Annotated in this window: 28 protein-coding genes; 13 read left to right on the top strand and 15 right to left on the bottom strand. The window is 63.5% G+C overall.

The genetic code is table 11. The annotated features are described in order from the left end of the window. Positions 1-234: 234 nt before the first annotated feature. The 9 genes from M1D32_RS20240 to M1D32_RS20200 all read right to left on the bottom strand — a co-directional run bounded on the left by M1D32_RS20240 (position 235) and on the right by M1D32_RS20200 (position 8,886). Positions 235-393, bottom strand: a complete 159-nt coding sequence (locus tag M1D32_RS20240; protein ID WP_458782390.1) for a hypothetical protein — start codon at positions 391-393, stop codon at positions 235-237. Next, positions 390-1,625 carry an NAD(P)/FAD-dependent oxidoreductase gene (locus M1D32_RS20235; RefSeq protein ID WP_458782389.1) on the bottom strand — a complete coding sequence of 412 codons (1,236 nt, stop codon included), beginning with the start codon at positions 1,623-1,625 and terminating at the stop codon, positions 390-392. The genes M1D32_RS20240 and M1D32_RS20235 overlap by 4 nt, the downstream gene beginning before the upstream one ends. Before the next feature lie 307 nt (positions 1,626-1,932). Further along, positions 1,933-2,988, bottom strand: coding sequence for a maleylacetate reductase (locus tag M1D32_RS20230; protein WP_458782388.1), 1,056 nt, complete (start codon positions 2,986-2,988; stop codon positions 1,933-1,935). Next, on the bottom strand, positions 2,985-3,899 hold the full coding sequence (locus M1D32_RS20225; RefSeq protein WP_458782387.1) for a dioxygenase family protein: 915 nt from the start codon (positions 3,897-3,899) through the stop codon (positions 2,985-2,987). Before M1D32_RS20225 ends, M1D32_RS20230 begins: the two co-directional genes overlap by 4 nt. 75 nt (positions 3,900-3,974) lie before the next feature. After that, positions 3,975-4,703, bottom strand: coding sequence for an alpha/beta fold hydrolase (locus M1D32_RS20220; RefSeq protein WP_458782386.1), 729 nt, complete (start codon positions 4,701-4,703; stop codon positions 3,975-3,977). A 31-nt stretch (positions 4,704-4,734) separates the two neighbouring features. Continuing rightward, positions 4,735-5,532, bottom strand: coding sequence for an SDR family NAD(P)-dependent oxidoreductase (locus M1D32_RS20215; protein ID WP_458782385.1), 798 nt, complete (start codon positions 5,530-5,532; stop codon positions 4,735-4,737). A gap of 120 nt (positions 5,533-5,652) precedes the next feature. Beyond that, positions 5,653-6,471 carry an HpcH/HpaI aldolase/citrate lyase family protein gene (locus M1D32_RS20210; RefSeq protein WP_458782384.1) on the bottom strand — a complete coding sequence of 273 codons (819 nt, stop codon included), beginning with the start codon at positions 6,469-6,471 and terminating at the stop codon, positions 5,653-5,655. Continuing rightward, complete coding sequence (locus M1D32_RS20205) at positions 6,468-7,616, bottom strand: CaiB/BaiF CoA transferase family protein (protein ID WP_458782383.1); 1,149 nt, start codon at positions 7,614-7,616, stop codon at positions 6,468-6,470. Before M1D32_RS20205 ends, M1D32_RS20210 begins: the two co-directional genes overlap by 4 nt. 64 nt (positions 7,617-7,680) lie before the next feature. After that, complete coding sequence (locus tag M1D32_RS20200; RefSeq protein ID WP_458782382.1) at positions 7,681-8,886, bottom strand: FAD-dependent oxidoreductase; 1,206 nt, start codon at positions 8,884-8,886, stop codon at positions 7,681-7,683. A 117-nt stretch (positions 8,887-9,003) separates the two neighbouring features. Here M1D32_RS20200 and M1D32_RS20195 point away from each other — a divergent pair, with 117 nt between their 5' ends. The 11 genes from M1D32_RS20195 (at position 9,004) to M1D32_RS20145 (ending at position 18,590) form a co-directional block, all read left to right on the top strand. Then, on the top strand, positions 9,004-9,936 hold the full coding sequence (locus M1D32_RS20195) for a LysR family transcriptional regulator (RefSeq protein ID WP_458782381.1): 933 nt from the start codon (positions 9,004-9,006) through the stop codon (positions 9,934-9,936). A gap of 175 nt (positions 9,937-10,111) precedes the next feature. After that, positions 10,112-10,303 (top strand): ferredoxin, encoded by a 192-nt coding sequence (locus M1D32_RS20190; protein WP_458782380.1) that lies wholly within the window; start codon positions 10,112-10,114, stop codon positions 10,301-10,303. Then, positions 10,300-11,484 (top strand): cytochrome P450, encoded by a 1,185-nt coding sequence (locus M1D32_RS20185; protein ID WP_458782379.1) that lies wholly within the window; start codon positions 10,300-10,302, stop codon positions 11,482-11,484. The genes M1D32_RS20190 and M1D32_RS20185 overlap by 4 nt, the downstream gene beginning before the upstream one ends. 8 nt (positions 11,485-11,492) lie before the next feature. Next, complete coding sequence (locus tag M1D32_RS20180) at positions 11,493-12,899, top strand: MmgE/PrpD family protein (RefSeq protein WP_458782378.1); 1,407 nt, start codon at positions 11,493-11,495, stop codon at positions 12,897-12,899. A gap of 1 nt (position 12,900) precedes the next feature. Continuing rightward, positions 12,901-13,722, top strand: a complete 822-nt coding sequence (locus M1D32_RS20175) for an HTD2 family dehydratase (protein WP_458782377.1) — start codon at positions 12,901-12,903, stop codon at positions 13,720-13,722. Positions 13,723-14,462: 740 nt separating this feature from the next. Next, positions 14,463-14,858, top strand: a complete 396-nt coding sequence (locus M1D32_RS20170; protein WP_458782376.1) for a nuclear transport factor 2 family protein — start codon at positions 14,463-14,465, stop codon at positions 14,856-14,858. A 38-nt stretch (positions 14,859-14,896) separates the two neighbouring features. Then, positions 14,897-16,108, top strand: a complete 1,212-nt coding sequence (locus tag M1D32_RS20165) for a thiolase family protein (protein ID WP_458782375.1) — start codon at positions 14,897-14,899, stop codon at positions 16,106-16,108. 3 nt (positions 16,109-16,111) lie between these two features. Next, a complete protein-coding gene (locus tag M1D32_RS20160; protein WP_458782374.1) occupies positions 16,112-16,813 on the top strand; it encodes a 3-oxoacid CoA-transferase subunit A in 702 nt (233 codons plus the stop codon). Between the two features lies 1 nt (position 16,814). Next, a complete protein-coding gene (locus M1D32_RS20155) occupies positions 16,815-17,483 on the top strand; it encodes a 3-oxoacid CoA-transferase subunit B (protein ID WP_458782373.1) in 669 nt (222 codons plus the stop codon). 284 nt (positions 17,484-17,767) lie between these two features. Further along, positions 17,768-18,046, top strand: coding sequence for a hypothetical protein (locus tag M1D32_RS20150; protein ID WP_458782372.1), 279 nt, complete (start codon positions 17,768-17,770; stop codon positions 18,044-18,046). Between the two features lie 352 nt (positions 18,047-18,398). After that, entirely contained in the window at positions 18,399-18,590 is a 192-nt protein-coding gene (locus tag M1D32_RS20145; RefSeq protein WP_458782371.1) for a hypothetical protein, read from the top strand. Between the two features lie 18 nt (positions 18,591-18,608). On the opposite strand, the gene M1D32_RS20140 is transcribed toward M1D32_RS20145, so the two are convergent. Continuing rightward, the gene (locus tag M1D32_RS20140; protein ID WP_458782370.1) at positions 18,609-19,541 is read right to left on the bottom strand and encodes a LysR substrate-binding domain-containing protein; all 933 of its coding nucleotides are present in this window, start codon (positions 19,539-19,541) and stop codon (positions 18,609-18,611) included. A gap of 125 nt (positions 19,542-19,666) precedes the next feature. On the opposite strand from M1D32_RS20140, the gene M1D32_RS20135 reads away from it, so the two are divergent. Next, a complete protein-coding gene (locus tag M1D32_RS20135) occupies positions 19,667-20,968 on the top strand; it encodes an enolase C-terminal domain-like protein (protein ID WP_458782369.1) in 1,302 nt (433 codons plus the stop codon). Then, positions 20,965-21,987, top strand: coding sequence for a 2-hydroxyacid dehydrogenase (locus M1D32_RS20130; protein ID WP_458782368.1), 1,023 nt, complete (start codon positions 20,965-20,967; stop codon positions 21,985-21,987). The genes M1D32_RS20135 and M1D32_RS20130 overlap by 4 nt, the downstream gene beginning before the upstream one ends. A gap of 49 nt (positions 21,988-22,036) precedes the next feature. Here M1D32_RS20130 and M1D32_RS20125 read toward each other — a convergent pair whose 3' ends face one another. The 5 genes from M1D32_RS20125 to M1D32_RS20105 are packed head-to-tail and all read right to left on the bottom strand — an operon-like array spanning position 22,037 to position 26,843. Beyond that, entirely contained in the window at positions 22,037-22,759 is a 723-nt protein-coding gene (locus tag M1D32_RS20125) for a sulfite exporter TauE/SafE family protein (protein WP_458782367.1), read from the bottom strand. Beyond that, the gene (locus M1D32_RS20120; protein ID WP_458782366.1) at positions 22,756-23,781 is read right to left on the bottom strand and encodes an ABC transporter ATP-binding protein; all 1,026 of its coding nucleotides are present in this window, start codon (positions 23,779-23,781) and stop codon (positions 22,756-22,758) included. The genes M1D32_RS20125 and M1D32_RS20120 overlap by 4 nt, the downstream gene beginning before the upstream one ends. After that, positions 23,774-24,916: an ABC transporter ATP-binding protein gene (locus M1D32_RS20115; RefSeq protein WP_458782365.1), complete on the bottom strand. Its 1,143-nt coding sequence runs from the start codon at positions 24,914-24,916 to the stop codon at positions 23,774-23,776. The genes M1D32_RS20120 and M1D32_RS20115 overlap by 8 nt, the downstream gene beginning before the upstream one ends. Then, complete coding sequence (locus M1D32_RS20110) at positions 24,913-25,905, bottom strand: ABC transporter permease (RefSeq protein WP_458782364.1); 993 nt, start codon at positions 25,903-25,905, stop codon at positions 24,913-24,915. The genes M1D32_RS20115 and M1D32_RS20110 overlap by 4 nt, the downstream gene beginning before the upstream one ends. 8 nt (positions 25,906-25,913) lie before the next feature. Further along, positions 25,914-26,843, bottom strand: a complete 930-nt coding sequence (locus M1D32_RS20105; protein ID WP_214865474.1) for an ABC transporter permease — start codon at positions 26,841-26,843, stop codon at positions 25,914-25,916. Positions 26,844-26,866 lie beyond the last annotated feature (23 nt).

Here is a 26,866-nt window from a genome sequence, read left to right as displayed (position 1 = left end):
GCCTTATTGATCTTGAACTTTCATTAAAAAATTAGGGACCGCTTCGATATCGGATTAGCCGCTCTTCAGCCACTCACGACGCGACCTGAATTGCATTCAATGAGGCAGTTATCTCTGCAGGATCCAGAAAAAGACTCATTTGACGGCCAGCGCGGGGACGCTGTGAGGCATCGCTCGACCCATTCTGGCCGTGTCCCCCCTATGGCTCCGCCCGTGCGGGCGAGCGTTCTCGAGTCAGTAGGCCATGAGCAGGATTTGGTCCCGGTCGTAGTCCAATCCTGGATGTACTTCGGTCAGGTGTGTACGTACCGAGCTGACGAGCTCGTCGTCATCGGCGCCTTCCAGCAGCGAGCCGCATGGGCACGAAACATAGCGCCGTCTTTGGGCAGTCACGGTACTGCCACCTCTCGGACCGCGGAGTTGAATCCCGAAGCGATTCCGAGGGCGACGTCCCATGCGAGGGGTTGGCGGAGCTTCGCACGCAATTGCACAAACTCCTGACGCCGTTCGAAGGCCAGGACACCGGTGACGAGATCACCCTTGCGGAAGAGAAACAGCTCGCCGCTCTCGTTCCGGTTGGATACCACTTGCTCGTCTCCCAACCGATGACCGGCCCACTGCACTCTTTGACCGTGCTGATCCGACCAGAAGAAGGGCACGTTGACGAATGGAACGAGCGGCTCATCTTTGAGGTACTTGACGGCATTCAACCCCGCTCCACGCCCCTGCTCCGCTGCGGTGGTCCAGTGCTCGATGCGCATTGTGGCGTTGAATCGGGCGTTGGGCCAGCAAACAGCGTCGCCTGCCGCGAACACACCGTCAACGGTATGGAGATACTCATCGGCAGTGATGCCGTTATCCAGCGGGATTCCCGAGGAATCCAGCCAGGAAACGGCCGGCCGCACCCCGACTCCCACGACAATCACATCGGCTGCGACCTCGCGGCCATCGCTGAGCTGCAAGTACCGGCTGCCTTCCCGTTCGATCGTCCCAGTCGCTCCCAGGCCGAAAAACGTTGTGACTCCCTTGTAGCGGTGAAGCTCTTCGTAGACACCGGAGACTTCTTCACCGAAACGGATCAAGGGGTGCACAGACAAGTCGATGAGCGAGACTTCGCGGCCATCGCTGATCAACGTCGAAGCGAATTCGCCACCGATGAAGCCGGCGCCGACGATGGCCACGGAGCGCTGACGATCTTCGACGGCGTGGCGCAGCGCCACCGAATCGTCGAACCGGCGCAACACGTACACGTCCTGCTGGTCCCGGAAAATCGGGGGCACTATCGGTTCGCAACCAGTCGTGATGATAGCGGCCCGGTACCTGATCTGCCCGGTATCCGTGGTGATGACCCGGCGCGCCGGATCGATGGCCGTGGCACGTTCTCCCAGGCGGTAATGAACGCCCTTCTCCCGCAGTTCACGGGCGACAGGGTAGACGAGCGATTCGATATCGACGTGATCCTTCAAGGGAATCTTTGACAACGGCGGCAGCTCATAGGGCAGGTGCACCTCATCACTGATGATGGTGACATCCAGTTCCGGGGCCTGCCGAACAACGGTTTCGGCAGCACGCAGTGCTGCCGTTGATCCGCCTATGATGACAACGTCCGTAGCGGTCTGGGGCATAGCCGTACTTCCTAACTGGGTTCTGAGAGTTGAGAGTGGATGTTCATGATCGTGAATCCCTTGGCGATATTTGCTCTCCACTTTGCGACCGTATGAGGTATTTCACAAATACCAATATTGCCCCCAGCCCATACATTTAATGAATGGCGGGTTGCGCCCTTCCCCGTGTTAAGACCCCTGATTCCAGAGCCGCAACGATGTCAGGTTGGACCCAGTGGAACCTAGGTGGAGCCAAAATGGCTCTGCTGGCGAGGTCCGAGGACCCCCAACTGGCCCTGTCCCGTCCGGGCAGCTGTCGGATCGGCAGTTAGACGGTTTCGCCGTTGAGCGCGGCAGTGAGGAGGGCGCGGATGCCGTCGCCGGTGACCGGGCGCGGGTTGGCGTAGGGGTTGCGGGTGGCCTGTTCCACGACCGTTTCGACGTCGTTGTCGGTGAGCCCGAGTCCGCGCAAAGATGCTGGCGCTCCGAGGCCCAGGCTCAGCTGGCGAAGGTAGCTGGCGGGTTCCTGCGCTCCTGTGGCTCGTCGCAGGGCGGCGACGGCATCAGGCACGTGTGCGGAGTTGTATGCCAGTACGTAAGGCAGGACGACCGTATGCGTTTCGGCGTGCGGCAGGTTGAAGGTTCCGCCGAGAGTATGGCAGAGCTTGTGGTGGAGGGACATGGTTGTGGCTCCCAAGGTGGCTCCGCAGAGCCAGGCCCCGTACAGGGCATCGGAGCGGGCCTCAATGTCGGCCGGGTTCTCTGCGATCCTCGGCAGTGCGTCGACCAGGGCGCGGGTGCCTTCTTCTGCCATGAGGGAAATGATCGGGGATCCGTCGGGGGCATACAGCGCCTCGACGGCGTGGGCGATGGCGTTGAAACCGCTGGTGACGGACATGCCCACGGGCAGCGTCAGGGTCAGTTCGGGGTCGTAGATGACGCTTGTGGGCAGCACCTTGGGATCGCGGCCGGTCTTTTTTTCTCCTTCGGCGGTGAGGCCCCAGATGGGAGTCATTTCCGAACCGGCGTAGGTGGTGGGCACTGCGATGATGGGGGCCCCGAATTCCAGTGCGATGGCCTTGCCCAGTCCGGTGGTGGAGCCGCCGCCCACAGCGACGTACCCATCAGCCCCGGCGGCCTTGGCGACCTCGCGTGCGCGGTGGGCAGATTCGACTGGAACGTGCATCTCGGCTTCGGGGTGCACGCCGGCGCTGAGCTCCCCGAGCTGTTCTGAGACTTCCCGGGCCAGGTCCTCCTGATAGGAGGTGGAAAGGACCAGTACACGCTGCAGGCCGAGGCTGCGGACTTCGTCGGGCAGTGACTTGAGCGAGCCGGGTCCGAAGGTGACACGCATCGGCAGGGCCTGGTACTGGAAGTCCTTCATCGGACGACCTCCTTGACGGTCTCATTGGTATCTTCGTGGGGACGGGCTTCGGGGTGCAGGACGATGTCGATGACGCCTTCGACGAAGGGCGCGGCCACTCCGAGGGCCGCAGCCGCTTCTGGATCCGCGTTGGTGGTGAAGGGCTTGATGAGGCTTTCCTTTACGGCGAACACTGCATCGGAGCCGATGTATTCGCTGCCGCCGACGAAGATGTGGGTGGTCAATGTCTTGTAGTCGGGTGCGGCCACGATGAAGTGGATATGGGCGGGGCGGTAGGGGTGCCTGAGGGTGGCGTGCAAAAGGTCGCCCACGGGTCCGTCGGTTGGGATCGGGTAGTAGCTGGGGATGACGCTGCGGAAGTGGAACTCGCCGTGCTCGTCGGCCGTGAACAGGCCCCGCCCGTTGCCGATGGTTTGGATGCCGGGCTGTTGGACGTCGTAGAAGCCTTTGGTGTTGGCCTGCCAGACATCGATCCTGGCCCAGGGCACCGGTTCCCCGGTCACCGAAGTGATGCGTCCTCGGACGACGCAGACGTCGCCTTCGCTCTCGGCGGAGATGTTCTCGCCTAGAACCCGTTCCGGTGACTGAACCATGTGAAAGGGGCCGAGAACCGTTGAATCCGTTGCGTCCGGGGTTTCTTCGTCGTTGATCGTTTCGACCAGCATCGAGACGCCGAGCACATCGGAGAGCAGGATGAATTCCTGCCTTACGTCGTCGCATTTCTGCCCGGTGGCTGTGAGGAAGTCAATGGCTGCTTCCCACTCCTGGATGCTCGGGGCCACTTCGCGGACAAACTCGTGAAGGTGGTGCGTGAGGCTTTCCAGCAGGGCTTTCAACCGTTGATCGGGCGTGTTTTTGAAGCTGCCGATGACAGCGGCGGTGAGCGATTCAGGCCCCGGGTCTGTGGTCATGGTGGACATTTCCTTAGATTTGGCAACTGTGGCGGGTCTGGGACGAGCGTGAGACTAGTGCCCAGTGAGCAGGAATTATGTGATGGCAATCTTCCCGGTATCCTGGGCTGCATCTTCTGTTACAGCACGAATGAAATCAGCCAGCGCAGCCGCGGCCTCCACCGGCTTTTCCAGCGGGGTGAAGTGCCCACTGCCCGTGATAAAGACAAGCCGCGCGCCAGGGAGCCGGTGTGCCAGGTCTTGGCTTAGCTTCGACGGGGTGATGGTGTCCTCGGTGCTGCCGACAACGAGGGCGGGGCATGTGATGGTGTTTAGTTCCGCACGTCGGTCCGAACGGCCAAGGACGGCGCGCTGCTGGTCAATGAACACCCCTGGGCCGAGTTCTTTGGTCATCGCTGCTGCGAGGCGCTGGATCTCGGGAATGCCCCGTGATACTACCGGAGTCGTGCGATCGATTGCCGTCTGAAAGCCGCCGGATTCGACAAGCGAGATTAGGTTGACCGAGTTTTGTCGGCGGTCCTCGGGCGCGGCGATGGCCGAGGTGTTGAACAACGCCAGCGCCTTCACTCTGCCGGTGTTCCGCAGTGCGATTTCAAGGGCCAGGTACCCGCCCATCGAGATCCCGACGAGGATGAATTCCTTGGGTGCTTTGGACAGGACATGGTCTGCCATTGCCTCAAGCGTCTTCCCTTCGCCCCGAATGACTGTGCAGTCGAACTCGGCGCCGAGTTCGTCAATGACCGGCTGCCACAGGCGGGAATCGGCACCTAGGGCCGGAAGCATAACTAGCGGGGGGTATGTCACGGGGATTCTCCGTTCGGTTGCTGAGTGGTGGTCACGATGCGGCGCCGTCAACGTGCAGCACCGTACCGGAGGTGAATGCGGCCGTCTCGGAGACGAGGTAGGCAACGGCTGCGGCAATCTCGTGTCCGGTTCCGGGTCTGCCCACGGGGATGGCGGCGGCGGTGGCCGCTCTGTCTTCGGCATCCATGGATTCGAACGAGTCACGCACCCGGCCCGTGGTCGGGAGGATGAGGCCCGGGGCGATGGCGTTGACGGTGATTCCGGTACTGCCGAGGTCCTTACCGAGCTGCTTGGTAAGGCTGACGATGCCCCCCTTGGAGGCAGCGTAAGCCAGGCGGGCGCCCACGGTTCCGGAAGGGCCGTCGAGGCCGTCGGCGACGAGGGAAGAGAAGTTCACGATGCGCCCATAGCCGCGCTTTAGCATGATCGGGACGGCGTGCTGGGCGCACAGGAACGTACTGGTGAGGTTGCTTTCCACCACGGAGCGCCAGATTTCCGCGCTGAGTTCGGATAGATCGCGCACGATGGCAGTGCCGCTGCCTCCAGCTGCGCTGACGAGTGCATCAATTCGCCCGTACTCGTCTTCGATACGTTTGAACGCCTTGTTGACGACAGATTCGTCGGACAGGTTCCCGGCCAGGGTAAGGACTTTGATTCCGGGGGACCTGACACCAAGCCGGGCAGCTGCGGTTTCCAGGGCCGCCTCGGATACGTCAAGCAGTGCAAGGTCGAATCCGTCATCCGCGAGATGATCCGCGATGTCGTTGCCGAGACCACCCCCGCCGCCGGTGATTACGGCGACTGGTCGCGCATTTAGGTGCGTACTCATCTGTCCTCCATCGCCGCGATCCTCACGGCCTTATTCGATTAACTTTTAAGGTTTTTGATTGCATGCATTCCTGTTAGTGACAGGTCAGGGTGTGCCGGCAAAGCTGCTGGTGGGCCGTGCTTACGCTTCAGCCCGTCGCGCGAGAATGGCTTGTGCACGAAGCAGCACGGGAGCATCGACCATCAGTCCGTCGACTTTGACCACAGCTTCTCCCCCTTTGGTGGACTCCACAACGCGCTGGGCCCACCTGACGTCTTCATCGCTCGGACAGAAAGCGTCGTGTGTCACGGCCACCTGACGCGGGTGGATGAGCAGCTTCCCGGACATCCCCAACTCCAGAGCGGCGTGCAGGTCATCCTTTAGTAAGGAGTGGTCGTCGATTTTTGCGGTCACGCCGTCCAGCGGACCGGGGAGGCCCTGGGCGCGGGAGGCAAGGACCAACAGCGATCGAGCCATCAACATTGCCCGCTGGTTCGGCCGGGCTGCGATATCCGCGGCCAGGTCAAGTTCTCCAAATGCCAACCGGGCCACTCCGGGGACACTTGCCAAAGAACTGGCCGCCAGGACGCCGGAAGCCGATTCGATCAGCGCGATCACGGGCCGCTCCACCGCCTCGGAAAACCTCAACAAAGCTTCTGGGTTCTCGGCCTTCGGGACCATCACTCCGAGTAGACCCGGAAGCCCCGTCAAAGCCTCGACGTCCTCCTCCCGTCCGACCCGTACCAGAGCATTGCCCGTTCCTGACAGCCAGGCAGTGACAGCTTGCCGGGCCGCGTCTTTGTTCTCTGCGCTGACGGCGTCTTCCAGGTCGAGGACGACCACATCGGCCCCGGAGGCCACGGCCTTCGAGAACCGCTCGGGCCGGTCCCCCGGAACGAAGAGAAACGAACGAGCGCCCTGAAGCCTAGTTACAGGATTCTGAATAGTTAGCGGGCTCATGTTGTTTCCAGCACCCCAAACTCGGTCAAAACCCGCTCAGTATCCTCTCCCACGTCGGGGACACGGTTCATTACCGGCTCCTGCCCCACGAAGGTCGCCGGCGGGATCAGTGCCCGCAAGGGTCCGGCTGGTGAGTCATATTCCCGCCACCTGTTCCGCGCCGCCAGCTGGGGATGGTCTGCAAATCCCTGCATGTCGCGTAGCAAGGCGTTGGCGATGCCGGCGTCCTCGAGCAGGTCCACGACCTCATCTGCAGTGTGCCGGGCCAGGGCCTGCTCGATTACCGAAGTAAGGTCCGTGGAGTGCTCAACACGCAGGGAATTGCGTACGAAGCGTTCGTCCTCAGCCACTTCCCGTCGGCCGAGGACCCGCTCGCAAAAAGTAGCCCACTCACGTTCGTTTTGGATGCCCAGGAAAACCTGCTTCGAGTCGCCGCACGTGAAGGGACCGTAAGGGGCGATGGCAGCGTGGGAGGCACCTGTGCGCTTAGGCGCGGCCCCACCGTACACGGCATAGTTCATCGGGAAGCCCATCCACTCCCCCAACGCTTCGAGCATGGATAACTCGATGGTGGCTCCCTCCCCGGTCTGCTGGCGTTGGATCAGCGCAGTGAGAATGCCTGAGTATGCATACATGCCAGAGGCAATATCCGCAATCGAAATCCCGACCTTGGAGGGGGTTGCGTCGGTACCGGTGATGGAGACCAGGCCGGCTTCGCACTGCACAAGCAGGTCGTAGGCCTTCTTCGAAGAAAACGGGCCGTCGGCGCCATAACCCGAGATCGAGACGTGAATCAGCTCCGGACGCTCGCCACGCAGAGCTTCAGCGCTGAGCCCAAGACGCTCTGCCGCACCAGGAGCCAGATTCTGCACGAACACATCCGCGCTCCGCACCAACGCGTGAACGGCGTGATTGCCCTCCGGGCTCTTCAAATCCAGTGCCACCGATTCTTTAGACCGGTTCAACCAGACAAAGTGGCTTGCCAAGCCCTTGACGGTTTCGTCGTATCCACGGGCAAAGTCGCCCGGACCGGGCCGCTCGATCTTGATGACCCGAGCGCCCAGATCGGCAAGTTGGCGCGTAGCGAACGGCGCGGCGACTGCTTGTTCGAGCGAGACGACGGTGATGCCGCTCAGAGGAAGCATGTAAAGACTCCTGACGTGATGATGCCTAATGGCTGGTTGTTTCGGTGATGCTGGAGGAGAACTCCTAGACCCGCATCAGCGAGGGCGTCTCCAGCGTTTTAGTGAAGTAGAGGACCTCTGCGGCGAGCTCAGGGTCAACGCTCATGCGCCGGAACACCTCCAGGTCCTTGTCCCTGCGGACCGGATCAGACGAGTGGAAGATCAACTGTTTGTTGGCCGTAGCGCGGGGACTGGCTTTTGTTATGAAGGCGGTGCGGCGTAAATCCGCGTACGCATCGAGGACGGAATCGTCCGCCTGCCCGGAGATCACGGCACCCAGGGCCTCGTTGAGAACATACGAGTCGAACAGGCCCATGGTCAGACCAAAGCCACCCGTGGGATTCGTGGCGTGGGCAGCGTCGCCGGCAAGCAGGACACGGCCGACGCGGTACGTTGGAGCGCTGCGCTGATGCATACGGTAGGGGGCAATGGCCTCCAGCGTCGTGCCCGCGGCCACATCAGGACCAAAGATCTGCTCAAGGAAGCGCGGGAGCCGGTCGACGACCCCTTCTTCGGGGAGGACGGCGTCCTCCATGTAGGTGTAGCGCCACAGTCCATGCGGACCCGAGTTGTCAATCTTCACGATAATCGCTCCCAAAACCTCGTCGACATAGAACGTGGTCTGGGCCCAGCCCGGACGGTCGTCGGGGAACCGGACATTGGCAGCAACGAACCGCTCGGGCCAGGTGAAACCCTCGAAGGGAAGATCCAAGGCCTGCCTGACAACTGAGCTCGCGCCATCGGCGCCGATGAGCCACTGAGCGCGCAGCTCGACACGATTTCCCCCCTGATCGGCTGTGACGGTCACCGCTGCCTCGTCCTGCGTCACTCCTGTGATCTTGTGTCCCCACAGCACTCGCGCGTTTGGGAACTGCTCAAGGTGGCGCAGGATGATCTTAGCCAGTGCCCCCTGGCCCAGGTGAAGGTTATAGGGGTGCGTGACGCGACCCTCCAGCGCCTGCAGACCATAGTTGATGGTCTCCCCCGTGTCCCGGACGTAATGGGCATAGTCCTGCTTGAGGAACCCGGCCTGGGTAGCGTCTTCGAAGAGGCCGAGGCGTTCAAGCCCATCCAGCGTGGACCAGTGGTAGAGGATGGCCCGGGGGGCATCCTGCGGCTCCGACGCGCGCTCGACGACGGTGACGTCGAGCCCCTGCTGTGCCAGTCCCAGCGCATTGAGCAGACCGGTAGGACCGGCCCCAGCTACAACCACCTGCTGCTGGTATTTCATATTGCCTCCAAAGTGGACGTGCGTGCGAAGCGAGCGTGGCCGCCCTCACATCAACCGTCACCCAGATCGAGACATACATCAAATACCAATTAGTAGCGGTTCCCATATCCTAAATGCATGGATCTTCGGAATGTTCGTTATTTCATCGCCGTCGCCGAGAACGGCTCTATCACCGAGGCGTCACACGCCTTGCGGATCTCGCAGCCACCGTTGAGCATGGCGATGGCCAAACTGGAGAAGGAGGTCGGGGTGACTTTGTTCGACCGCAAGCCCCGCGGTATCGAACTAACGCCGGCCGGCGAGTACCTTCATCACGCGGGCCAGCGCCTGCTGGCCGAGGAGCGCAGAATAGCGGACACCCTGAAATCCATGGGTCAAGGGCTCGCTGGGGAACTCAAGTTAGGGTGTGAGCCGATGTGCCTGTGGCGGATCGGCAGCACCAAGATCTCTCAATTCCTCTCGATCTACCGCAACGTGACGCTGGATCTGACCGACGCCAATCCCAAGGTGCAGTTGGACAGGCTCGCCGATGGCACCCTGGACTTGGCGATCATGCCGGTCGTGACCGAGGAGCCGCTCCAACCTATTAACGGGGTGCACTTCGACGTGAAGATCGTCGACGAGCTTCCACTGACGCTCATCGCCCCCAAGTCATGGGGCCTCGATGAGACCAGTCCACTCGATGTCGCAACGCTGGCCGACGCCACCTGGATCCTGCCGGCCCGAATCCCGGGGGTACGCATCCTGTGGCGGATCTGGTCCGACAAGTTCTCACCGACGGGAGCAAATCCGACGGGAGTTATACCGGTGCCCACGGTCATGACTGCGGCGCAGTTGGTCGGTGCCGGCGTAGGGGTATCTCTATCCAGCCTGGAGATGGCCCGCCTCCACCCTGACGTCGCCCAAATCCCCGTAACCGGGGGATGGCCGAACGTCCCGATCGCAATCGTAAGGCGACGGGAAGGAGTCGTGACTCCAGTCGCCGAGCGGTTCGTTGCGCTGTTTTTCGACGACGAGCAGACCCCAGTAGACCCCAACACGATCTCATAGCCCTAGCAGTGAGCGGACTTAGGCATATATGAAATAGATGAGCAGGGCTCGATATTGGTATTTGTGAAATGTCTCATGCGCCCGCAAGGTAGATCATGAACCACACGGCCGATAGGGTCCCATTTTCACAGGGGCGGCCTTCGGCCTGATAATCCTGACGAAGGGCGCCTTTCCCATGATCAAAGTCAACGTGGACCTGCAACGTTGCGATGCCAATGGCACCTGCGCTGCCTTGATGCCCGACGTGTTCCGGATCGACCAGGACGGCTCGCTCGAACAGCTGCGTTCCGAGGTCGAGGAGGAGCGTGGGGATGAACTCGAAGAAGTCATTCTCTGCTGCCCGATGGGAGCGATCTCGCGATCATGATGAACACAGTGCCTACATTCGAACTGTTCGCCGCAAACGCGACTGATCACCCCGGCGGCGCGCTTCCAGACGGAGGTATCGCCTCCGGTCCCGAAGGTTACGCGGTCCTGTCCTACCAACTGGCCACCGATGTTCTGCGCAATCCACGGTTCGCGAACTCTGCGCTAAAACTGATGGAAGAGTTCGGCATCAACGATGGCGCCGTGCATGGTTTTCGAGCTCGAAGCATCATCATGCAGGACGGAGCGCAGCAGTTGCGCCTGCGCACCCCGCTTGCCCGTTTCATGGGCCCGGCGACCGTGCAGAACACCCGGGAAATGCTCACTGATATTGTGACCCGCATCGTTGGCGAACTCGATGACACGAAGCCAGTGGACTTCCACGCCGGCGTAGATCGCCGCATCCCGTCGCTGGTCTACTGTCATCTCGCCGGTGCTCCGCGAACCGACGCACCCAAAGTGCAGGAACTCTCGGAGCGAACGCTGGCCCTGCTGGCCAGGGATCCCAGCCTGAAACCCGACATCCTGGCCGCCTACGACGAACTGTTCGAATATCTGAGGGATCTGATGGAACGCAAGCGCGCCCAGGGTCTCGGCGACGACATGCTCTCCCACCTGATGACGCTCGCGGACAACGGCAAGCTCACCGAGCAGGAACTCTTCGACGAAGCCACCTCAATGCTCGAAGCGAGTTCGGTAAACACGGGTCACCAGATCGGCCTGGTGGTGTGGAATTTGCTGCGCGACAGAGAAGTCTGGGAGCAAATCGTCGCCGACCCTACCTGGATCCCATCCGCAGTCATTGAAGCGCTTCGTCTTTATCCGCGAACCGGTGTTGTGAGCAAGATTGCCATGGAAGACATCAAGGTCGGCGGCATCACCATCCCCGCTGGGACCGACCTACATGTAGCCGTATGGTCCGCCAACCGAGACCCGGAGAGATTCGAGAACCCCGGTGAATTCGTCCTCGGCCGCGAACGGAACCAGCCGCTCACGTTTAGTACGGGCCCACACAACTGCCTTGGACAAGGACTCGCCAAGGTGGAGATCGAAGAAGTAGTCGGGCACCTCGTCCGCCACTACCCTCAGGCCCGCGTCATCGACTCCGAATCCGCCATAAGCCAGACCGCCGGGCGGTGGACGATTAATCAGCTCACCGTCGACCTGGGCCCCCGACGCTAAGGTACTCCATGTCACTCACACCTGATGGGCAGCGTTCCCTCACCGAACAGCTCGCCGAATACTGGTCCAAGATCAGCTACGATAACCTCCCACCCGAGGTGGTGTCCGGGATCAAAGACCACATCCTCGACACGCTCGCCGTTGCTATGGCCGGCATCCCCTCGGAGGAGTCACGCCGCGTCCGTAAAGCCCTCACCGGCATCTCGAATGGCGGCCCAAGTCTCGTCTGGGGAACCTCCGAACGCCTGAACCCGGCACACGCAGCACTCGCCAACGGAACCTCGGCCCACGCCCGTGACTTCGACGACGGCGGCGGGCCGGGACATGCAGGCTCGGCCACCCTCCCGGCCGCGATCGCTGCCGCAGAACTCAGCGGCTCCAGCGGCAAGGAACTGATTGTTGCCGCATGCGCCGGATACGACATCAGCTATCGGCTCTTGCAGGGCATCGGCGGTTTCGCTGCCCACACCGACCGCGGGTGGCATTCCACCGGCACCTTCGGCACCTTCGCTGCGGCCGCCGCCTGCGCCAAGATCTTTCAGCTTGACACGACCGCCTTTGCCGATGCCCTTGGCATCGCCGGATCGTTCACGGGAGGTGTCTGGGCCTTCATTGAGGACGGCGCCTGGACCAAGCGTGTCCACCCGGGCAAAGCCGGAGAATCAGGAATTGACGCTGCCCTTCTCGCCAGGGCTGGTGTCACCGGCCCCCATCGGATCTTCGAGGCACCATGGGGCGGAATCTATGCGACCTACGGGGACGGCAAAGGTTTCCCCGAACGAGTCCTTGCCGGTCTTGGCGAGACGTTCAATGTCTCCACGTCCTATTTGAAGCCCTACGCATGTTGCAGAGGCAGCCACTCAACGGTTGATGCAGTGATGAAACTGATCACTGAACGTGATCTGCGGCCCTCCAACATCCGCTCCATCACCGTGACCGCCGGAGAGACAGCGATCAACATGCTCAGCGTCGACCCCATCGAGACGGTATTCGATGCCCAGTTCAGCCTGCCCTACGCCATCAGCGTGGCGCTGGAAAACCGTTCCGTCGGGCTGGAGCAATTCGACCCGCCCCGCATCACAGAGCCCCGGATCCAGGAGATCTTCGGCAAAATCTCGATGGTGCTCGACGAATCAATCCAGCTCGAGGACGGCCCCCGCCTTGATTTCGAGCTGATAAACGGCGAAAAAATCACTCTCCTGGCGGGAAATCCGACGGACGCCAAGGGCTCCGAAAAGAACCCCATGACACACGCCGAGGTCGTTGCCAAGGCACGTGCCCTCCTCCGCCACTACGGCGAAGAAACAACCGTGAACCTCATCGACGCAGTGGAAAATCTTGATTCCTCCCCCTCCATCGACAACCTCATCGCGGCACTCAGCGCTACCGCCTACGCGACCAAGATAGAGACCTAACATGACACCAAATACCTCGACCGGCCACATCGAACGCACAGAGTACATCGCAGCGGAACCGGTGGAATCCCTCGCTGCAGCCATAAACATCGACATACCCTTCGGCAACGGCGCAACGGTCCCTCCACTTTGGCATTGGCTCTACCTTCTGGAGCGCAGCCGTGCGAGTGAGCTCGGGCCGGACGGCCACCCCACAGTCGGCATTCCAGCACCTCCAGGACCTGACCGGCGCAGAATGTTCGCCGGCGGCCGGGTCTCAACCTTCGGGCAGCTCTTGATCGGCGCGCCAGCGAGAAAAGAAATTTCCGTAGCCAAGTCAGTCGATAAGATCGGCCGGACCGGACCGCTGACGTTCACAACCGTCCGCCATGACATCTTCCAAGCCGACGAGCTCCTCATTCGTGAAGAACAGGACATCGTCTACCGCGCTTCAGATACCGGCTCCCTTCCGCACCCCCCGACCCCGCCGGCCCCGCCCGCTGGACCAGTGTTGAGGCAAGCAGTCGACGAAAGACTTTTGTTCCGGTTCTCCGCTTTGACGTACAACGCGCACAGGATTCATTATGACCGCGACTGGTGCCTGAACGAGGGCTACGACGGGCTGGTCATCCACGGCCCCCTTCTGGCCCTGATGATGGGGGAACACATGCGCCGGGAAGGGATTGACCTGGTCGGGAAGACCTTCGGTTACCGGCTTGCCTCCCCAATGACCAAGCCACAGACATTCTCCATCGTCGCAGGGCCGAATGGTCTCGAAAACGGTGCCGAGGCCCGCAGCGCCGAAGGTGCAGTCTGCGCGGTTAGCACCCTGTCTGATGTATAGCACGCCTTTCATTGCTTCGACCACGGCACCGTCGGCTAGATCCAATCGTATGCGCGGCTCCTCATCAGGAAGGCAAAGACAGTGGACGAAACAACGAGTGAATCCAGAAAAGAAGAACCTCTGGAAGGCTCCCCCGACTACGAGCTGACAACGTCACCCTGGATCGGGCTTCACTACAAGTGTGAAACGGTCACTGGCTGGGTGAGTGGACCCTGACTCTGAAGGATTAGCAGTGGTTATCCTGATGCTCGATGCCGCCAGTGCGTGAGCGTGATGCACATCCGAGCCTGACAGGGTGCGTCGATTGGGCTCCTCAAATACGGACTCAGATCTGTGTCCACTGAGAGGCTTGGCCCTGACCCAGCTGTGGACAGACTAGAGCCACCAAGGTCAGTTGCTCGAGCCTCGCCAGGTGGACGGATATCTGTTATCGGACAGTTTCCTAACAAAGGGGGGAGCGTCGGCAGAAGAGGCTGTTTCTGCCATCGTTCGTCGTTTTCCCCGAAAACAGGGGGACCATTTCTTCTGGTTCATGACGCTCTTGCCGTGACTCCCTGTGGGCTTTCCGAAATGGCGCTGCCCGTGGACCCGTACCTAGCCTTGGGTACTCTCCCAACCCTGGCAGACCACCAAGCCACCGGTGCAACGTGCTGAAGAAGCAGCGTGGACTTTGCCAGCAGGGGCCGTCTCAGACTCGTGGCGGCCGTTAGTCCCCAACACTTAAGCAAGGAGCGTGCTTCGTGGATAACGCCACTGCAGCCGAGAAAAGCAAAATCGAAACTTTGGAAGCAAAGCGCTATCAAGCTGTAATCGACGGTGACTACGACGCCTTCGAAGACCTGTGCCACCAGCGTCTGGTGTACACCCACTCACTGGGTGACCGTGACACGCTGAGCAGCTATCTGGAGAAGCTTCGCAAGGGCTTTTACAGGTACCACCGGATCGACCACCCCATAGAAGACATCGTCCTGATTGGAGACACCGCACTTGTACTGGGGCAAATGAACGCGGACCTCACCGTCAACGGAACCCAGAAAACCCTTGCCAACAGCGCCCTCTCGGTATGGATCAAAGAGGGCGAGACCTGGAAGTTCCTGGCATACCAGCCGACTCCCCATAAACCCGCGGCAGCCTAAACCCGACACCCACTGTTCGCGTCAACAAAGGAAGAACCATGAACCAGGCTTTTGTGTACGACGCCGTGCGCACCCCGTTTGGGAAGTTCGGCTCCGGGCTCGCCGGTGTCCGCCCGGATAACCTTGCCGCGCATGTGATCAGGGAGTCCGTGAAGCGCGCTCCCGGGCTGGATCCGGAGCGGATTGATGAGGTGGTGTTCGGCAACGCCAACGGTGCCGGTGAGGAGAACCGCAACATTGCCCGGATGGGCACCCTGTTGGCCGGCCTGCCGGTGTCCATTCCGGGGACCACGGTTAACCGGTTGTGCGGCTCGTCGCTGGATGCGGCGATCATCGCTTCGCGCCAGATCAACGCCGGCGACGCGGACCTGGTGCTGGTAGGCGGCGCGGAGTCGATGTCGCGTGCGCCCTGGGTGCTGCCGAAGACGGAGAAGCCCTACCCAACCGGGGACATGACGCTGGCTTCCACCACGCTGGGCTGGCGCCTGGTGAACAAGGCGATGCCGAAGGAGTGGACCATCTCCCTGGGCGAGGCCACCGAAAGGCTCCGCGAGAAGTACGGGGTAACCCGGCAGGCGCAGGACGAGTTCGCCGCGAACTCCCACAATTTGGCTGATGCTGCTTGGAACGAGGGGTTCTACGACAACCTGGTGGCCCCCGTGCCGAATACCGATTTATTTTGCGATGAGGGTATCCGTGCTAATTCATCGGAGGAGAAGCTGTCCGAGCTGAAGACGACTTTTCGCACCAAGGGCGGCACGGTCACCGCCGGCAACGCTTCGCCGCTATCCGATGGAGCCTCCGCAGCCTGGGTGGGATCCGAGACTGCCGCCGGACTGCTGGGCCTCGAACCCCTGGCCCGGATCGCGGGGCGTGGCGCGCACGGCAACGATCCGCAGTACTTCGGGTTCGCCCCGGTGGAGGCAGCCAACAAGGCCCTCGCGAAGGCGGGCATTGGCTGGGATCAGGTGGGCGCCGTCGAACTTAACGAAGCGTTCGCCGCGCAGTCGCTGGCCTGCATTAATGCCTGGGGCATCGACCCCGCCATTGTGAACCGGCACGGCGGCGCCATCGCGATGGGCCACCCGCTGGGTGCTTCCGGCACCCGGATCCTGGGCACCCTTGCCCGGTCCCTGCAGGCGTCGGGTCAACGCTGGGGCGTCGCGGCGATCTGCATCGGCGTCGGGCAGGGCCTGGCCGTGGTGCTTGAGAACATGACCGCCACCGGCACCAACACAGGAAGGGCCTAAGCCATGCTGAACTTCGTAGACACAGTTACTGAGGCCGTGGCCGGAATTAAGGACGGTTCCACCGTGATGATCGGCGGGTTCGGCAACGCCGGGCAGCCGTTCGAACTGATTGATGCGCTGATGGAGTGCGGTGCCAAGGACCTGACCGTGGTGAACAACAACGCCGGCCAGGGCGACCAGGGCCTGGCGCTGCTGATCAAGGAAGGCCGGGTGCGGAAAATGATCTGTTCTTTCCCGCGGCAGTCCGACTCCTGGCACTTCGACGCCAAGTACAAGGCCGGCGAGATCGAGCTGGAGCTCGTCCCGCAAGGCAACCTGGCCGAGCGCATCCGTGCCGCCGGGGCCGGGATCGGCGGGTTCTTCACCCCCACCGGATACGGCACCATGCTCGCCGAAGGCAAGGAAACCAGGATCATCGACGGCCGCGGCCAGGTGTTCGAAACGCCCATCCACGCCGACGTCGCCCTGATCAAGGCACTGAAAGCAGACGGGAAGGGCAATCTGGTGTACCGCAAGACCGCGCGCAACTTCGGCCCCATCATGGCCGCCGCCGCCAAGCACACCATTGTCCAGGTCTCCGAAGTTGTCCCCACCGGAAGCCTGGACCCGGAGAACATCGTCACGCCCGGAATCTACGTCAACACTGTGGTCCGCGTTCCCGCGGCTGCCGGCACCACGGCCGGCACCGAAGAGAAGGTGGCCTGAGATGAGCACCGCAACAACCCTCCAGACCTCGGCGACGGCCATGGGCCGGGACGACCTCGCCCGCCTGGTCGCCCGGGACATCGCCCCCGGATCCTTCGTGAACCTCGGCATCGGTCAGCCCACCCTGGTGTCCAACTACCTCACGGAGGAGCAGAACATCACGCTCCACACCGAGAACGGAATGCTCGGCATGGGACCGGAGGCCAAGGGCGCCGAGATCGACGGCGACCTCATCAACGCCGGAAAGATCCCCGTCACCGAACTCCCCGGCGCGGCATACTTCCACCATGCAGACTCCTTCGCGATCATGCGCGGCGGGCACCTGGACATCTGCGTCCTGGGCGCCTTCCAGGTCTCCGCCACCGGCGACCTCGCCAACTGGCACACCGGGGCACCCGGTGCCATTCCCGCCGTCGGCGGCGCCATGGACCTGGCCACCGGCGCCAAGGACGTCTTCGTGATGATGACCCTGCTCACCCGCGAGGGCGCGTCCAAGATCGTGGAAGCCTGCACCTACCCGCTCACCGGCGTCGGCTGCGTCACCCGCGTCTACACGGACAAAGCCGTCTTCCTCACCGGACCCGACGGCGTCACCGTCCGCGAAACCTTCGGCTGCACCTTGGAGGAGCTCCAGGAACTCGTGCCCGTCCCGCTCAAGGCAGCCGCATGAGGCCCGAATCTGAGGGCTGAGGTGCGCTTGAGGAGGTCCTACTTCCCGGGATGGGCCTCGGTCGTATTCTTCTGCGGACGCAAGTACACCTCAATATGACGCCCCTCGGCCGGACCTTGAATTCCTTGCATGACAAGTCCCAGGACCTAACCTCATCTGCAGCCGGGGGAAGCTCCCGCTCTACCAGACGAGAGGGCTGCCAGAGGACGGGGTGATCCGGCAGGAAACCACATAAACGGCAATTACGACCGAACACGCCCGGTCGACCTAGTAAAGGAGGACTTGTGTCCTACAAGCTGCATCAGCCGGAAGCCAGCGCTGCCTTCTCGCTAACGGGCGGCGGCCTGTTCCCAAGCCCGGCGCTTCCTCTTTCCCTTGAAGTCATCACTTTGGAGGAGCCCCAACGTAGAGACGAGAAGCTTAACCGTGCCATCAGCAGACTCATACCCGCCGCTCTAGAACGCAGGCAGGGAATCCTGGTCATACAACGCGATTACGGCAAGTACACCGTTCGCGTCGACCCTGAAGTGCCATGCGGCACAACTCGGGAGTCTTGCGAATAAATCATGCGAAGGTGAACTAGAGGACACGACAACTTGGTTGCGGGCCGTCCATAAAGACTCGAGGACAAATTCCGTCCTGAATGACGGCTCCTCTGAATAACATCCTTAAAACTACTTACCAGCGTGAGTAGGAGGTTGTATTTTCTCTATGAGCTACACCCAAACCTGACGACGTCAGGCACCAGGCAGAGCGAACGTCAACTTCGCACCGTCAGAGCCGCACTCGAAGAGTTCACAGCCAGCGCCGGACCCCCGGCCCCCGCAATGAAGTCGACTTACAGTTCCACCGGGCCGTTACGGCCGCCTCCGACAACCCGTTCTAGTCGGACCGCCTGGCGCCCTGGGCCAGACCATGATGGCGATGCTGCGCACCCGGCTGATGGCCGGCGTCGAACGTTATACACGCGACCACTTCGCCCCCGTGGTCGAGGAGCACCCTTCCGTCTCGGGCGCCTTCAGCGGTGACGAGGCGGCAGCTGCCGCGGCCATACGCAGCGATTTGGCACACTCGCGACGGCGATTCAAGATGTCCGCGCGCCCGTAGCCCAGGCGCGTTCCCACCTTAGCCCTGCTCCGCCTCCACGAAGGCCGGCTCGATTAGATCGAGCAGCCTCAGCACGGCCGGATTGTCCGTTTCCTCGTTCCAGGCGAGCTCCAGGTCCACCCGGTTGAGCTCCTGCATGCCGTGCCTGCCGTCGATCTCGTGAAACTCCACTCCCGGCGGCGCGAAGGCCATGGCTGAGGCCGGCACCAGCGTGACCCCCAGGCCCGCCTGCACAAACGCCAGCAGCGCCGGGACCTGGCTGGCGTACTGGGTGATGTTGGGGTGGGCGCCAGCGCTGGCAAACAACCGGAGCACCAGATCGTGGAAGTAGCGCGCTTCTTTGGTGGAATACATCAGCAGCGGCCGCCGGTCCAGCGAACCTAGGGGCAAGGGCTGCCCTCTCGGCGGCGGGGTACTGCCCAATATCGTACTGCCCTCGGGCAGGGCCACCACCAGGCGGTCCTGCATCAGCGGCCGTGAAACCACCCCCGGCCGGGCCACGATAGGACGTAGCAACCCAATATCCACGCTCCCCTTAACCAGGCCATCCATCTGGTCAGTGGAAACTAGCTCGCGCAGTACAAAGGAAACCCCAGGCATGCCTTCCGCAGCCCGCCGCAGCATCAGCGGAAGCGCGCTCTGGCCAGCTATGGCGGTGTACCCAACCGTGATGGTTCCCGCGTGGCCCGACGAGACCCGGCGGACGTCCATATCCGTCTTGATGCACATATCCAGGATCTGCCGGGCCCTCGGCAACAGGGTGGCGCCGGCGGCCGTCAGCTCCACCTTCCGGCTGGTCCGGCTGAAGAGCAGTGTGCCCAGCTTCTTCTCGAGCATCTGGATCTGCCGGCTCAGGGGCGGCTGCGTCATATTCAAACGCTCAGCCGCGGCACCGAAGTGCAGCTCCTCGGCAACGGCCACAAACGCCTCTAACTGGGGTAGTGAAAACATTCATACCTTTACTGGATGGTTGAGTGCAGAAGTTGGCTTGGACGTGTATCGATCGCTTCCCATATGGTCGGTGACCAGGAGCACATTTAGCAAGCCAGCACGCACCGACGTCGACGAGGACACTGATGAACGAACAACCCGCAGGCCAGGCCCACCTCAACCAGGCACGAATCACCGGCGTCACTATCACCCCGGTGGCCTTCAAGGACCCCCCGCTCCTCAACACCGTGGGCGTGCACGAACCCTTCGCACTCCGCGCCATCGTGGAAGTCCATACCGACGCCGGCGTCTCGGGCTTCGGCGAAACCTACGGCGACGCTGGCCACATCGCCCGGCTCCAGCTTGCCGCGGCCGCCCTGCTCGGCACGGACATCTTCAACATCAACACCATGCGCGGCGCCATCGAACGGGCACTCCGGCAGGACACCATCCAGGGCGGCCACGGCATGAGCGGCATGGTCACCGGCTCCAGCACCGCAGACCGCGTGCTATCCGCCTTCGATGTGGCGGCGCTGGATATCCAGGGCAAGCTCCTGGGCCGCCCGGTCAGCGACCTCCTCGGCGGCGCCGTCCGGAACTCGGTCCAGTTCAGCGGCTACCTGTTCTACAAGTGGGCGGGCCACCCAGGCCAGGCCACGGACGCGTGGGGTGAGGCACTGGACCCCGCCGGCATCGTGCAACAGGCCCGCACCATGGTGGATCAGTACGGGTTCGGCGCGCTCAAGCTGAAAGCCGGCGTCTTCGCGCCGGAAGAGGAGATCGCCGCCATCCATGCCCTACGCGCGGAGTTCCCCGACCTTCCCCTCCGCATCGATCCCAACGCCGCTTGGACAGTGGAAACCTCCATCCGCGTGGGCAAGGAACTCGACGGCGTCCTGGAATACCTTGAGGACCCCACCCCGGGCATCGACGGCATGGCCGCCGTCCGGCGGCAGGTGGGAATGCCGCTGGCCACCAACATGTGCGTCGTCAGCTTCGCTGACGTTGCCCCCGCCGTGGCCGCCGGCGCCGTGGACGTCATCCTGTCAGACCACCACTTCTGGGGCGGCCTCCGCCGCAGCCAGTTCCTCGCAGGCATCAACGGGACGTTCAACCTGGGCCTGTCCATGCACTCGAACTCGCACCTGGGCATCAGCCTTGCCGCCATGGTCCACCTCGCCGCAGCCACCCCCAACCTCGACTACGCGTGTGACACCCACTGGCCCTGGAAGGACCCTTCCGAGGACGTCATCAAGGACGGCGTGCTCACGTTCACGGACGGCGCCGTCCAGGTCCCCACCGCGCCCGGCCTCGGCATCGAGGTGGACCGCGACGCACTGGAACGCCTGCACCGCCAGTACCTCCAGTGCGGCATCCGCAGCCGCGACGACACCGGCTACATGCAGCGCCTCCACCCCGGCTACGAGCTCCAGAGCCCCCGGTGGTGAGCGCGGAAGCCCCTGCGACTCCGGAAGCCCTGCGGATCGTGGTCACCGATCCCATCATCAGCCGGTTTGAAGACAGGCTGAAGCACGATGGCGGCCCGCACCACTGGGAAATGGCTGCGGCGTGGTCCCCCGAACGGCGACGCCGCGCGCTGGCATGTGCCGACGTCGTCGTCTGCTCCTCCCTCACCGCCGCGGAAGCGGAGGCTGCCGCCAACCTGCGCCTGGTCCACATCACCGGCGCCGGCTACGACAAGATCGCCCTCCAGCACCTGCCGCCCGGGGCCGCGGTGGCCAACACCTTCCACCACGCACGGCCCATCGCCGAACACGTCCTGATGCTCACCCTCATGCTGACCCGCAACGTCTCCCGGGCGGACCGGGAGGTGCGCAGCGGGCAGTGGCGGACCATCGCAACAGCTTCGGACGTCCCCTTCCACCCCGTCCTCGCCGACCTCACCCTGGGGCTGGTTGGCCTCGGCTCCATCGGCGCGGAGGTGGCCCGGGTGGCCGCCCTGATGGAAATGAAGATCCGGGCCATCCGGCGGAACCCCGCCGCCCCACTTCCCGAGGGAGTGCAGCTGGACTGGGTGGGCGGGAACCAGGAGCTGCCCACACTCCTGGCCGGGTCCGACGTCGTGGTGGTCACCGTGCCGCTGGATGAGGACACCAGGGGAATGATCGGGGAAGCCGAATTGGCTGCCATGAAAGCCTCCGCCGTGCTGATCAATGTGTCGCGCGGGCCGGTGGTGGATCAGGCCTCCCTGTACGCAGCCCTGAAGGAACGGCAGATCGCCGGGGCGGGCATCGACGTCTGGTGGGGCGCACCCGCCGACGGCGTGATCCCCCCGGCGGAGCTGCCGTTCACCTCGCTCGAGAACACTGTCCTGACTCCGCACCACTCCGGCCACGCCCGGATCACCTTCGAACGGCGCGCGGACGACATCGCGGCCAACATCAACCGCCTGGCCTCGGGACTGGAGCTGAACAACGTGGTCCGAAAGCCTGTCCCGGCTGTTTGAGGCCCGGCAGGCTGCTTGAGGCCTGGCTCGCTACTACCCCGCGGGCTGTTCAGCCGGTCAGAAGCAACTGCATAATCAGCAGGACACTGCCCAGCGCCGAAGCGCCGAGGGCCAGCGCCTTGAGCCGCCGCGGGTTGAGGAAGCGGTTGACGTAGCGCGAGGCGGCGTAGCCGGCAACTACCGCCGGAACCATCCACAGCGCCAGGACAAGCATGTCCGGGGTGACGGCGCCGGCCAGCCACAACATGGTCATCGAAATGAACGAGCCCACCATGAAGAAGGCGCTCATGGTGCCACGCAGGCGTGGCCCCCCATGCCCCTGCCAGACGAGCGCCATGGGCGGTCCGCCGATGGAAGTCGCCGTACCCATGATGCCGGAGGCCGCCCCGGCGGCGATCAAGTTCCTGCGCCGGGGCCGGGGCGCCCAGCCCCTGCCGGCCAGGACCAGGCCCGTGAGCACCACGGCCACCACCACCCAGGCCAGGCCCTCCTTTGACGAGACCGCCACCAGCCAAGCACCCAGGACGCTGCCGGGCAGCCTTCCTGCCAGTGCCCAGCCTGTCCCGCGCAGGTCCAGGCTCTGCCGCTCCGTCACGGTGACCATCACCGTGACCAGCAGCGCCAGGAGGATCAGGGTGGCGGGCAGCAGCGCCGGGTCGATGATGGCGATCACCGGCGCTGCCAGCATTCCCATGCCGAAGCCGCTGGACGCCTGCAGGCAGGCGGCCAGGAAGATCACTGCGGCTATGACGGCATACTCAACGCCGGTCACAAGGCGCTGGCGGCGGCGCCGGTCAGGCCCTTGATGGAGTCAAGCGGGAAGTGGCATTCCGCGCTGTGGCGCCGTCCGTCCGGGGCAGTGATGATCTGGGGTTCCGGCGGTACTTCGGCGCAGATGTCCTGCGCCTTCCAGCAACGGGTTCGGAAGCGGCAGCCCGACGGCGGATCCAACGGTGAGGGCAGCTCGCCTTTGAGGACAATCCGGTCGCGCTTTGCCCCGCTTACGTCCAGCTTCGGAGAGGCGGACATCAGGGCGGCGGTATAGGGGTGGCGGGGATGGTCGAAGACCTCCTCGGTCTCCCCCGTTTCGATGATCCTGCCCAGGTACATCACGGCCACCCGGTCCGCGACATGCCGCACCACCGTCAGGTCGTGCGAGATGAAGATATAGGAGACGCCGAGTTCCCGCTGCAGCTCGTTGAGCAAATTCAGGACCTGCGCCTGGACGGACAGGTCCAGGGCGGACACGGGTTCATCGAGGATGATGACGTCCGGGTTCAGGGCCAGGGCGCGGGCGATGCCGATCCGCTGGCGCTGGCCGCCGGAGAACTCCTGCGGCGACTTCCGGGCGTCCGAGGGGCGCAGGCCCACCATCTGGAGCAGCTCACCGACCCGCGCCTGGCGCTCTTTCGACGTCGGGTACAGGCTCCGGTGGGTGGCCCACGGCTCGGCTATGATGTCACCGGCACTCATTCGGGCGTTCAGGGACGCGAACGGGTCTTGGAAGACCATCTGCACCCGCCGCCGCCAGCCCATCAGCTCCTTGCCCCGCAGCCCGAAGGGGTTAGTCCCCTCGAAGCTGACAGTTCCCTGGTCCGGGGTTTCCAGCATCATCAGCGTTCGGGCGAGGGTGGACTTGCCGCACCCGGATTCGCCCACCAGCCCCAGGGTTTCCCCGCGGCCCACCGTCAGGCTGATCCCGTCCAGGGCCTTGAGCTTAGTGTTGCCGCTGGGGCTCTTGGCCACGTGGAACGTCTTGGTCAGGCCTTCAATGGTCAAGAGCGGCTCAGCCATTGTTGATCTCCTCGCTGAAGTGGCAGGCTGCGGTGCGAACCGGCCGCACCGCCGTGGTGGTGGTGCTGTCCGCGGAGGCGGTTCCCGCACTGGCGTCGGCCGCCTTGCCGGACGCGGGTCGGACCGTACCGCCCGCTACCGGTCGGAGCGCAGGGCGTTCGGCGCGGCAAATGGCCTGCACCATTGGGCACCGCGACTGGTAGACGCAGCCGGCAGGGATGTCGTGGAGCTCCGGCGGGCTGCCGGGAATCGATTTCAGCTCTGCGCCCCGTTCCAAGTGGACGGGCACGGATTCGAGCAACCCCTTTGTATAGGGATGCCGCGGGTCGGCGAACACTTCCGCCACCGGCCCGCTTTCCACTACGTTGCCGGCGTACATCACGGCGACGGAATCGGCTTCCTCCGCCACCACGGCGAGGTCGTGCGTGATGAGGATGACGGCCATCTGGCCCTCCTCGCGGAGCGTGCGCAGCAGCTGCATGATCTGGGCCTGGACGGTGACGTCCAGGGCGGTGGTGGGTTCGTCCGCGATCAGGAGGCGCGGATTGAGGGCCACCGCCATGGCGATGAGGATCCGCTGGCGCATGCCGCCGGAGAACTGGTGGGGGTAGGAGTTGACCCGAGACTCCGGTTCCGGGATTCCCACCCGCTTCATCAGGTCGATGGCCTCGAGTCGCGCCTGCTTCGCGTTCACGCCTCGGTGGATCCGGAACGCCTCACCGAGCTGCGTCCCGACTGTATATACAGGGTTCAGTGCAGTGAGGGCATCCTGGAAGACGATGCCCAGTTCCGGCCCGGCGAACTTCAGCCGTTCCCTGGGGGTTAGCGCTACCAGGTCCGTGCCGTTGAGGACGATCTGGCCGTCGGCGAGGTCGCAGACCGGGTCCATGATCCCGGCCAGGGCCTTGGCGGTCATGGATTTGCCGCAGCCCGATTCACCGAGCAACGCCAGGGTTTCACCGGCCCGGGCCTCGAATGCCACGCTGTTGACGGCGCGGATGGTTCCGCGGTGGGTGCGGATATCCACGGCGAGGTCTTTGACCTGCAGGACGACGTCGTGGGCTTTGGCCTGGGCGGCCGACGTTCGGGCGCGGGCTGCTGCTTTTACGGGAGCTTGTTCGGCAGCTGTTTTCACGGCTGTGCCTCCTTCGCTGGGATGCGGGCGATCAGCCGCTTACGGGGAAGTGCAAGGCGCCACCGCTGCGCGGGATCGGTGGCGATGCGCAGCCAAGCGGCAAGGACGTTGGCGGCGATGGTGGTCACCACGATGGCCACGCCCGGGAAGATGGACAGCCACCACGCGGTCTGCAGGTACTGGCGGCCCTGCGAAACCATCAGGCCCCAGCTGACGTCCGGTGGCTGGATGCCGATGCCCAGGAAGCTGAGCGAGGATTCGGCGAGCATCACGTAGCAGAACTCGAGGGTTGCCAGGGTGAGCAGCGTGGGCAGCACCACCGGGATGACGTGCCGCACGATGATGGCGTTGGGCTTCGCTCCGAAGGTGCGGGCTGCGTCCACGAAGGTCCGGCTTTGCAGCTCGGCGGACTCGGCGCGGCCGGTGCGCAGGTAGATGGGGATGCGGGTGAGGGCCAGGATCAGGACGATGTTCGCAGCAGAGGGGCTGAAGACGTAAAGCACGACGACGGCGAGCAGCAGGGAGGGGAAGCTCATGATCACATCGGCAATGCGCATGGAGACGTTTTCCCGCCAGCCGCGGTGGTAGCCGGCCCAGACACCCCAGAGGGACCCGATCACCAGGGCGACGGCCACGGCCGGGAGGGCGACGGAGAGGGTGGTCCTGCTGGCCACCACCAGCCGTGCCAGCATGCTGCGGCCCAGGGAATCGCTGCCCAGGAAGTACTCCCAGCCGTGCGCCAGCGTGAACGGTGCCTTGTTGGCAAACAGCAGGTTCTGTTTGGTGGCGAGGTCGCCCACCAGCGCCGGACCCACCAGTGCGGTGAGGCCGACGAAGAGCAGGACCAGCGCCGAGGCCGCCGCAAAGCGGTCCTTGAGGAGGAGCCGGAACAGGCCCGGCTTTCCACCCTTGGCGTCCTCGGTGTTCTTGGTGGGCGGCTGGGCGGCCGGCGGCTGCGGTGCCGCGCCGTCTGTCAGTGAGCTCGTCATGGGTACTCCTAGGCCTTGACCGTCACGGGACGGACGCGTGCGTCCAGCAGCGCGTAGCCCATGTCAATGAGGATGTTCAGGGCAAAGATGGCGACGGCGGTGAGCAGCACCGCGGCCTGCAGGACGGCGAAGTCCCGCTGCAGGATGGAGTCGATCATGAGCTTGCCGATGCCCGGCCAGCCGAAGATCGTTTCCACCACCACCGCGCCGTTCACCAAGCCCACGGTCAGGTCACCGGCGACGGTCAGCGCAGGAGCAGCGGCATTGCGCAGCGCGTGGTGGGTGACCACCCGCAGCTCGCCGGCACCGCGGCTCCGTGCCAGTTTGATGTACGGCTCGGAGAGCGCGGACACCATGGAGCCACGGACAATCTGCACCAGAACGCCGAACGGCCGCAGGAGCAAGGTGGCGATCGGCAGCACCCAGGCGCTGGCTCCCGACACACCGGATGTCGGCAGCCAGCCCAGGGTGATGGCAAAAATCCAGATGCCCACGATGGCCAGCCAGAAATCGGGGATGGAAGCGGCAGCCATGGAGATGAAACTTGAGATGCGGTCCGCGATGCCGTTCGGCTTCAACGCCGCCCAGCAGCCCACCACCAGGGCGAGCACCACGGCCAGCACCATGGTGGTGGCGGCAAGCTGCAGCGTTGCGGGGAAGGCCCGCAGTGCCATGGCGGCGGCGTCCTGCCCGGTGCGGAGGGATTGCCCGAAGTCCAACCGCAGCACTCCGCCGAAGTAGTCCGCCATCTGGACCAGCAGGGGCTGGTCCAGGCCGTTGCGGGCCGTAAAGTCGTCCCGCATCTGCTGGGTTGCGTTCAGCGGCAAGTACAGGCTGGCCGGGTTTCCGGTCATCCTGGCCAGTGCGAACACCCCCACGATCACCACCACCAGCGGCAGGGCGCTGGAAACAATGCGCTTTCTCAAGTAGATCAGCATGGTTGTCCTTCTCTTCCCCGGTC

This window comes from Arthrobacter sp. D3-16, from assembly GCF_054408515.1.
The sequence above is the reverse complement of the archived record's forward strand: the minus strand, read 5'-3'. Positions and strand labels throughout refer to the sequence as shown.

Bases quoted from the DNA above. Each gene is read 5' to 3' on its own strand.
- M1D32_RS20235 (WP_458782389.1), bottom strand. From the start codon at position 1,625: ATGCCCCAGACCGCTACGGACGTTGTCATCATAGGCGGATCAACGGCA.
- M1D32_RS20230 (WP_458782388.1), bottom strand. From the start codon at position 2,988: ATGAAGGACTTCCAGTACCAGGCCCTGCCGATGCGTGTCACCTTCGGA.
- M1D32_RS20225 (WP_458782387.1), bottom strand. From the start codon at position 3,899: ATGACCACAGACCCGGGGCCTGAATCGCTCACCGCCGCTGTCATCGGC.
- M1D32_RS20215 (WP_458782385.1), bottom strand. From the start codon at position 5,532: ATGAGTACGCACCTAAATGCGCGACCAGTCGCCGTAATCACCGGCGGC.
- M1D32_RS20210 (WP_458782384.1), bottom strand. From the start codon at position 6,471: ATGAGCCCGCTAACTATTCAGAATCCTGTAACTAGGCTTCAGGGCGCT.
- M1D32_RS20205 (WP_458782383.1), bottom strand. From the start codon at position 7,616: ATGCTTCCTCTGAGCGGCATCACCGTCGTCTCGCTCGAACAAGCAGTC.
- M1D32_RS20200 (WP_458782382.1), bottom strand. From the start codon at position 8,886: ATGAAATACCAGCAGCAGGTGGTTGTAGCTGGGGCCGGTCCTACCGGT.
- M1D32_RS20195 (WP_458782381.1), top strand. From the start codon at position 9,004: ATGGATCTTCGGAATGTTCGTTATTTCATCGCCGTCGCCGAGAACGGC.
- M1D32_RS20190 (WP_458782380.1), top strand. From the start codon at position 10,112: ATGATCAAAGTCAACGTGGACCTGCAACGTTGCGATGCCAATGGCACC.
- M1D32_RS20185 (WP_458782379.1), top strand. From the start codon at position 10,300: ATGATGAACACAGTGCCTACATTCGAACTGTTCGCCGCAAACGCGACT.
- M1D32_RS20180 (WP_458782378.1), top strand. From the start codon at position 11,493: ATGTCACTCACACCTGATGGGCAGCGTTCCCTCACCGAACAGCTCGCC.
- M1D32_RS20175 (WP_458782377.1), top strand. From the start codon at position 12,901: ATGACACCAAATACCTCGACCGGCCACATCGAACGCACAGAGTACATC.
- M1D32_RS20165 (WP_458782375.1), top strand. From the start codon at position 14,897: ATGAACCAGGCTTTTGTGTACGACGCCGTGCGCACCCCGTTTGGGAAG.
- M1D32_RS20160 (WP_458782374.1), top strand. From the start codon at position 16,112: ATGCTGAACTTCGTAGACACAGTTACTGAGGCCGTGGCCGGAATTAAG.
- M1D32_RS20155 (WP_458782373.1), top strand. From the start codon at position 16,815: ATGAGCACCGCAACAACCCTCCAGACCTCGGCGACGGCCATGGGCCGG.
- M1D32_RS20145 (WP_458782371.1), top strand. From the start codon at position 18,399: ATGATGGCGATGCTGCGCACCCGGCTGATGGCCGGCGTCGAACGTTAT.
- M1D32_RS20140 (WP_458782370.1), bottom strand. From the start codon at position 19,541: ATGTTTTCACTACCCCAGTTAGAGGCGTTTGTGGCCGTTGCCGAGGAG.
- M1D32_RS20135 (WP_458782369.1), top strand. From the start codon at position 19,667: ATGAACGAACAACCCGCAGGCCAGGCCCACCTCAACCAGGCACGAATC.
- M1D32_RS20120 (WP_458782366.1), bottom strand. From the start codon at position 23,781: ATGGCTGAGCCGCTCTTGACCATTGAAGGCCTGACCAAGACGTTCCAC.
- M1D32_RS20110 (WP_458782364.1), bottom strand. From the start codon at position 25,905: ATGACGAGCTCACTGACAGACGGCGCGGCACCGCAGCCGCCGGCCGCC.
- M1D32_RS20105 (WP_214865474.1), bottom strand. From the start codon at position 26,843: ATGCTGATCTACTTGAGAAAGCGCATTGTTTCCAGCGCCCTGCCGCTG.